This is a genomic window from Variovorax sp. VNK109 (genome assembly GCF_049445855.1).
In the GTDB taxonomy this organism is placed as follows: Bacteria; Pseudomonadota; Gammaproteobacteria; order Burkholderiales; family Burkholderiaceae_C; genus JAGOCV01.
Window position 1 is genome coordinate 20,532 of record NZ_JBMSDV010000009.1, and the last position, 7,621, is coordinate 28,152.

Below are 7,621 nucleotides of genomic sequence, written 5' to 3' on the forward strand. Positions count from 1 at the left end.
CGGCACGGGACCCGACGCTGCATAAGCTGCGCGAGGAATACCGCGCCAGCCTGCTGTGGCGTGCGGCACCAAGCCGTGACACCGATACGCTAGCAAGGCAGATCCTGCCGTCGCCTGAAAGGCCCAATTTACGATTCACGCCTTGACGTCTTTGCGGTCCTGATTGGCGTCGGTGCGGACGGGTGGTGCGAAGCTTGAGGCACGGCCGGCTCGACACCGCGAGGCTTGCCCGAGCGACGGGCGCGCGGAGGTGACAACCGACGGTAGCTCTTGGCAAGCAGCCCCTTCGGGATGAGCCCTTCCTGCGCGAGATCGCTGTACCCGTCTTCCCACCGGATCGCGCGATGCTTCTCCAGGATCTTCACGGTATCGAGGGGCTTGCCGGTCGCCCTCCGCTTCAGGCCAGGCACAGCGGCGTAGACGTCCCACAGCTGCTGGCCGTCCAGCTCGTTCGCGAAGCCCGCGCCCCCAACAACAGCGACCAACGCCTCAAGCCGTTCGGGATCTTCGTCGGAGAATTGATGGAAGAATGCTGACCCCACATCCAGATCGTGGCCGGTCATGACGAACAGCGCCTGGTCGGCGAACTTCATCATCTGATCCTTCGTTGGGTGCGACGGAAAGTCCACGACGATGACCTTGCACTCGTCGACCACGGCGCTCTCCACAGACGTGTAGGTTGGCAGCGCGAGGATGATGTCCGGCGGAGTGATCTCGCGACCATAGGAGCCGCGCGTATTCTCGACCACCAGCGCCACGCGCCCGAGCGTGGCCAGAAGCGGCAGTACGATCTCCAGGGTGGACCAGCGGCTACTCTCATGGGAGGCGGCGGTACTTGCGACGAAGAGGCCCGTACTACGAACCGCTAGCGCCGCACGGACCGCGTCGCGCACCGCCGGTGGCGCCTCAACCCTGGGCGGGGGAAGGGTTTGCGGGCCGGGCCGCGGGCGCTCCCCGACGAACTGCTCGAGCACGCGGAGTTGGCCATCCGCATCCACCACGCCCCGCAGGTTGGGGTCCACGAAACCGGCTGGTTCGTTCAGCCGCAGCAGCAGTGCCAGGTCGTGATGCAGGTTCTTCGGGTCCAGGGTCTCGCAGACCAGGAGCACGCGCATGTCCGATTCGGCGCAGTTGCTGGCCGCGATCAGACGAGCGCGATTGTCTTCCCAGTTCTCCGCGTTCAGCTCCATCGGGCCGGTTACCACGAGGGTGCCTCGGGCGACCTTCGACAAGCCGGCAGAGGAAAGGCCGTGCTCACCCAACACAATGGCCGCGTCCTCCCCCTGACATACACCATCGGTGAAGAACAACTCGTCGCCGGTCTCCTCCAGGTAGATCTGAACGGCCGCCGCAGCTGCCTTCCCTTCGGTGCAGGCGTAGATGCCTGGGCGCGGTCCATCAGGCCAAACCTGAAGGCCAGCATCTCCGGCGATCAAGCGCAGCAGCGCGTCGACCTCAATCTCGGGTCCACCGCCATCGACAACTCGCCGCGCCAGGCGGGCCGCGGCCGGGCGATTCGGCACCGCGGCGTCCAGGCGCGAGGGCATGGAATTCGCCTCGGGCCAGTTGCGTAGCCCCGCGACCGACGCGAGAAAATCCAGCGCCTGGTTGTGCGAGAGCTTGAAATTGCGCTCCGCCAAGAGCGCGCGAAAAGGCTTGGCGAGCAGCCGGATGTGCTCAATATGCATGTCGGTTCTCCATCGGGCTCGAAGTCCGGTGCACGCTTTGCGGATCGCCCATGAAGAACTGAATGTCCGTTGATGGGGGGTTGAGTCTCCGTCTTCGTCGTGCCCGTGAGGGCGCGTGCGGCAGGCGTCGGAGAAGCCAGTCCAAACGTTACCACACCCGGTGCTGCGGAATCAACCGGGCAGCCCAGGGCAGGCCTAGCCGCTCAAGGGCGGCAGAGGCCCGTCTCGCAGCGCAAGGTGCCGTTGCAGTCCGAGTTCGAATTGCAGGTTTCGCCGGCCATACGCGACTCAGGACGGAAAGCGCCGCCTGTTGCCGGTGTGGTGAAAGCCGCGGCGGCGGCCGCCGAATCGGTGGCGGAGCACATGGCGCGCTCGCAACGTAGTTCCCCCGCGCAATCGGAGTTCGAATTGCATGACTCGCCTGCGCGCCGCGACTCCGGCGCGAAGCCGCCGGCGCCCGGGGCTGCCGGCGGCGCGACAGCCGGGCTTGCAACGGCTGCGCCGGCGGTGGATGTGCCCAACGCCACAAAAACCCGCTGCCCCTGGCCGATGCTTCCCAGGGAGTCGAGCGAGCGGCGGCCACGCAGGTAGTCGTTGATGACGATCAGCGCGTTGATCCGGTCTTCGTTCAGCGGATGCGTAGCGAGCAGCGCCGATCGCGATTCTTCGCGCGAGTTCGTTGACATCGCGTTGTTGAAGGCCGTCACATTCTGCGACGCCTGTGCGCAGACCATGTTGGTGTTGTTCACGTTCTGCTGGGTGCGCAGCCGCGGGTCAGCGGCCAGCTGGCCACGCATCTGTTCGCACCGCGCGACCTGCGATTCGACTTGGCGCTTCGCAGTGGCGATCTCGAAATCGTTGCGGCTGCGCGCCTGGGACTCCTGGGTGGCCAACCGGCGAAAGAAGTTCACGCCGGCCAGCGGGTTGTACCCAGCCTTGAATGCCAGATGCGCACCGTAGGCATCTGCTTCCTGCTCATCCTGTCGGCTGTAGGCCCCGCCAAAGGCGCCGGCGATCAATTGGCGCTTGTCCTTCTTGGTCGGATCGCGCGTGAGGACTCCACTCAACGCGGCGATGGAGCCAAGCAGCTGCGTGAAGTCCTGCGAACGCCGCAGGTTCTGCTTCAATAGTGAATGGGCGATTTCGTGCCCAAGGACGAAAGCCAGTTCGTCGTCGGTTCGCGCGCGGTCAACCAAGCCGGTGAAAACGTAGATAAATGGGCCCCCGTTGACGAAGGCGTTCTCCGTCGGTGGCTGGGTCCCCAGGACGCGAACGGACCATTTCCCCGGATCTTGGCCAGCCGCTGCGAGAAGCCGAGTTGCAATGTTGGCGACCCGGTCGGTCCGGGCATCCTGCACCAAGTAGACGTCCTGGCCCTGGTTCTTGCCGGTGCGCAACAGCGTGTCGTCAGCGCGTCGGGCTTGTTCGATGACCTGCGGCGGCAGCGGCGAAGAGATTGCCGCGCGGATCGACTCGACGCTATGCGAGTCGTTCAGAAGGCTTTGGGCGTGCGCCGGGCCGGACAGTCCAGCGCAGGCTGCGACACCCAGCGCGATCAAGTACTGGCAGCAGGTGGTTCCCATGTGATCCCCTCCCGCCCTGTGGTCGGCGGCAGGAACATTGTCGGGCAAGCCACAGGTGGCGTCACCAGGGCCGCATGTCGCGCCGCCCAGGCGCTTGAGTGGGCTCGCTTGCGTATCCCGCCTCCAGTACGAACTCTTAGTCGAGCAGGTGGGCGACGCCCCGGTCGTCCAGCAGTTCACCGGGTCGCGTTCCGCGCTCCGGGCACACGACAGGGTCGCCCCCCCGGTCTTGTACGTGCTGCTTGCGCCGCCCACTTATCATGCGGATGAGTAGGTGGGCGCATCCAGGCGCCCAGGCACGTAGGCGGGGGACACTCTTTGGACGCACTCAACAACACGAATATCGATCGTGGTTCGCTTTGGCATCGGTGGGATCCGCATATCCACACGCCCAACACCGCGCTGAACAACCAATACCGGGGCGCCGATCCCTGGGAGGCCTTCTTGTCGAAGGTCGAGGCATCCGATCCCTCAATCGAAGTCCTGGGCATCACCGACTATTTCAGCATCGACAACTACGAGAAGGTGCTCGCCTTCAAGCGCGCGGGACGCCTGGGAAAAATCGGCCTCATCTTCCCGAACGTGGAATTGCACTTGAGCATTGAGACCAATCGGGGGGCGCCGCTCAACCTCCATCTGCTGTTCCCGCCGGACGATCCGGACCATGTGGACCGGATCAAGCGCTTCCTGCTCGAGTTCGAGTTCCAGTACCAAAAGGACAACTTCCGGTGCTCGCGCGAGGACCTGATCCGGCTCGGGATGCAGCATGCACCGGATACAACCGATCCTGAGGCGGCCCGCTCGATCGGTGCCAACCAGTTCAAGGTGAGTTTGGAGCGGCTGATGGAGGCGCGCAACAAGCACGACTGGGTCAAGGCGAACGCGCTGATCGCAGTCGCCGGCGGCCAGAAAGACGGCACGTCGGGCCTGCGGGACGCTTCGGACTCCTGGGCGGCACACCGCAAGAATATCGAGCAGCTCGCGCACATCATCTTCGACTCCAATCCGAACCAAGTCCGGTTCTGGCTTGGCCATGGTACGCTGACGCGGCAGCAGCTTGACGAACAGTACGACGGCCTCAAGCCTTGTCTGCATGGCTCGGACGCTCACAAGCCGGAAACCGTTGGCGTTGTCGATCAACAGCGCTTCTGCTGGATCAAGGGCGATCTGAGTTTTGAATCGCTGCGCCAGACCTGCCTGGAGCCGGAGGAGCGTGTCCTCCTCGGCCCCGAACCGCGCCGCGGCTCTCTGCAGAGCCACACCATCCACACAATGAACGTTACCGGCGCTTCGTGGCTCACCAAGCCGACCATCCCGTTAAATCCCGGACTTGTGGCAGTCATCGGTGCACGTGGATCTGGCAAGACGGCCCTGGCCGATTTGGTGGCCGCCGGCGGCTTTGCTCTCTCTCCCCACATAAAGAAGGAGTCGTTCGTCACCCGCGCCCACGAGCACTTGGCCACGTGCAAAGTGGAACTTGCCTGGGAAAACGGCGAGACCACGGGCAACGAGGTGATTCATTCTGACATGGAGGATCTTCTGGACGAACCCCACGTTCAGTATCTCTCCCAGCAATTCGTTGCCGAACTGTGCAACGCCGAGGACGCTAACAATCCACTGAATGCGGAGATAGAACGGGTGATTTTCAACGCGCACCCGCGCGACGAGCGAATGGGCGCGTCGACTTTCGCGGAGCTGCTGGACCAGCAGCTTGAAGGGTCGCGCCAAAAGCGCCGCCGCCACCAAGATACCCTGCGCAAGGCGTCCGGCGACCTGACCGCGGAGCGCATGCGCAAGGCGGGCCTGGCCGCGCTCATCAAGGAACGTGAGGACAAGGCCAAGGCGCTAGAACAGGACAAGCGCGATCGCTCCTCGTTGATCCCAAGGGGAAACGAAGAGCGCGCCAAGCGCCTGGAGGAGGTCACGCAGGCGGCCGAGCAGAGACGTCAGCTGGTGGAACGATCGAAGCGCCGCGTCCAGACCTTGTTGCACCTGGAGATGGACATCGCCGACTTTCGCGATCGCCGGGCTCCCGATCTCTTGAGCGAGATGCAGCAGGAGCGGCAGGACACGGGGCTGTCGCAAGACGACTGGAACCAGTTGAAGGTGGATTTTGTCGGTGACGTGGACTCACTGTTGCAGGCGCGGCTCCGCGATGCGCACGCGCTCGTAGCGCGATTGCAAGGCCCGGCTGACTCCGATCCAGCGGTTCGCCCCGACGTCGACCCCAAGGTGGCGCTCATCGCCTACGAAGCCGATCTCGCCAAGCAAACCCTGTCGTTGCTCGATCGTGAAGTCGCGCGCCTGAACCAGCTGGTCGGCGCCGACCAGAACAAGGTGAAACGCTACGCGACCCTGACCGACAAGATCACTAAGGCAGAGGGCGCGCTGGTCAAGCTCGACGAGCAGATCAAGCGGGCGCGTGAGGCCGACGACAGGATTGAGTCGCTGATCCAGTTGCGCCGAACCTCCTATGAGGGAATCTTCGAGGCCATCGTCGAAGAGGAGTCCGCGCTCGGCCAGCTCTACGCGCCCATCAAGGCGAGGATCGCGGCCGATACCGGCTCGATGGCGAGGCTTGCATTCACCGTAAAACGCCAAGTGGACATGGAGCGGTGGGCCGCCGTGGGTGAGTCGTTGCTGGACCTTCGGACCGGACCGTTTCGCGGCCGTGGGCAACTTCAGGAGGCGGCCTCTTTGGCTTTGCTGCCGGCGTGGCAGCAAGGCACTGCGAATGAAGCGGCTGCAGCGCTCCTGTCCTTCGTGAAGGCGAACGAGGACAACCTGCGGGCGCATCGGCCCGAGAACACTGACCTGCGCGAGTGGGCGCAACGCGTCTCGGACTGGCTGTACAGCACCGACCACATCAAAGTGGCCTACAGCCTCCAGTACGACGGCGTTGACATCGAGCAACTCTCCCCAGGCACGCGCGGCATCGTGCTGCTGTTGCTCTACCTGTCGATCGACGCTGAGGACGATCGGCCCTTGATCATCGACCAGCCGGAAGAGAACCTTGATCCGCAATCGGTTTTCGAGGAACTGGTGACGCGGTTTCGCGAGGCCAAGAAGCGGCGCCAGATCATCATCGTCACCCACAACGCCAACCTCGTGGTGAACACCGACGCCGACCAAGTCATCATCGCTTCCTGCGGGCGCCACCGCCCGGGCCAGTTGCCCGAGATCTCCTACGAGTGTGGCGGGCTTGAGAACCCGGTTATCCGGCGGCGTGTGTGCGAGATCCTTGAAGGCGGCGAGCGGGCATTCAAGGAACGTGCGCGCCGGCTGCGTGTCGTACTCTGATCGGCGCCGCTTTCGCCTGACGCGGAAAGCCGTTCGACCGCCCCCCCGGTCGTCAACGGTATTCCTAGACGAGCGGAAGCCCAGCGTGGCTATGCGCGCCGGTTCAGGTTCAATCGAGCAGTCGGGCCACGCCAGATCGCGCGAGTTCTTCCGTCCGCATGTAGCCCACCGCGGTGGCCACCGACGTGTGGCCGGACATGGCCATCGCCTCATTGATCGGCATCCCGCGCTTACCAGCCTCGGTGAGAAATCCCGCGCGCAGCGAGTGCGCCGAAAACTCCCCCTCATCCAGCCCCGCGGCCGCGCAGCGCCGCTGCACGATCAGGCGCACCGCCGCCGGCGTGAGCGGCCCCGCGATGTGCCCGCCCTTAAGCACGCGCCGAAAAATCTTGCCCTCGCGCGCGATGCCCTGGTCGTCCAGCAGCTCGAGCCAGGCGCCCAGCGCGCGTGCGGCCTCGCCAACCACGGGCTTGGCGTCATCCGGGCGGGCCTTGCCTGACTGGTTGGTCTTGGAGTGCCCCAGACGGAAGCGGTAGCCGTCCGATGCGCTGGCCAGCTGCGCGAACGCGGCATCTGCGATCTCTGAGCGCCGGCGCCCGCCGGTGGCGAAGCCGAACGCGAGCAGCGCCCGGTCGCGCACGCCTTGCGGTGTGGCGTCGCAGGTGGCCAGCAGCCTCCCCATGCGAGCCGCGTCCAGCGCCGCCTTCTTGTTTTCGGTGACACCGTCCTTGGCGTGGGCTTTGCGCAGCTTGGCCAGCAGCGCGCGCACCGCCTGGTCGTGGGTGGGGCAGGGCTGCTTGCGGTCGCGGTGCAGGCGGGCCAGGGCCGCCAGGCGCAACGCCAAGGTGCTCAACGCAACCGGCTCGCCCGCGCCCGTGAAGCCCGCGGCGGCGAGCGCCAGCGCGTAGGCGGCCGGCAGCTGCAGGGGTCTCCTCGTTTTCAGTGCAATAAGTGACGGTACGCAAAGCTAGCACTGGCGCGGGGGTGGTCTGGGTAGACCGTTGATTTCATTGACTTTCCTGTTCGCTTTGTAAACGGGTATGGTGGCCT

The 7,621-nt window shown here is 64.9% G+C and carries 4 protein-coding genes; 1 reads left to right on the forward strand and 3 read right to left on the reverse strand.

Translation table 11 applies throughout. The features are described from left to right. Nucleotides 1-128: 128 nt before the first annotated feature. Together ACO2Q9_RS20480 and ACO2Q9_RS20485 are read right to left on the reverse strand one after the other, a co-directional pair. Nucleotides 129-1,688 carry a hypothetical protein gene (locus ACO2Q9_RS20480; RefSeq protein ID WP_423314180.1) on the reverse strand — a complete coding sequence of 520 codons (1,560 nt, stop codon included), beginning with the start codon at nt 1,686-1,688 and terminating at the stop codon, nt 129-131. Nucleotides 1,689-1,891: 203 nt separating this feature from the next. Further along, the gene (locus tag ACO2Q9_RS20485; protein WP_423314182.1) at nt 1,892-3,271 is read right to left on the reverse strand and encodes a M48 family metallopeptidase; all 1,380 of its coding nucleotides are present in this window, start codon (nt 3,269-3,271) and stop codon (nt 1,892-1,894) included. A gap of 318 nt (nt 3,272-3,589) precedes the next feature. Between ACO2Q9_RS20485 and ACO2Q9_RS20490 the strand changes: the two genes are divergently transcribed. Further along, nucleotides 3,590-6,571 (forward strand): TrlF family AAA-like ATPase, encoded by a 2,982-nt coding sequence (locus ACO2Q9_RS20490; protein WP_423314184.1) that lies wholly within the window; start codon nt 3,590-3,592, stop codon nt 6,569-6,571. Nucleotides 6,572-6,680: 109 nt separating this feature from the next. Here the strand turns inward: ACO2Q9_RS20490 and ACO2Q9_RS20495 are convergent, their stop codons facing one another. Next, nucleotides 6,681-7,415 (reverse strand): site-specific integrase, encoded by a 735-nt coding sequence (locus ACO2Q9_RS20495; protein WP_423314185.1) that lies wholly within the window; start codon nt 7,413-7,415, stop codon nt 6,681-6,683. Nucleotides 7,416-7,621 lie beyond the last annotated feature (206 nt).

Coding starts and splice junctions, on each gene's coding strand:
- ACO2Q9_RS20480 (WP_423314180.1), bottom strand. CDS start 1,688: ATGCATATTGAGCACATCCGGCTGCTCGCCAAGCCTTTTCGCGCGCTC.
- ACO2Q9_RS20485 (WP_423314182.1), bottom strand. CDS start 3,271: ATGGGAACCACCTGCTGCCAGTACTTGATCGCGCTGGGTGTCGCAGCC.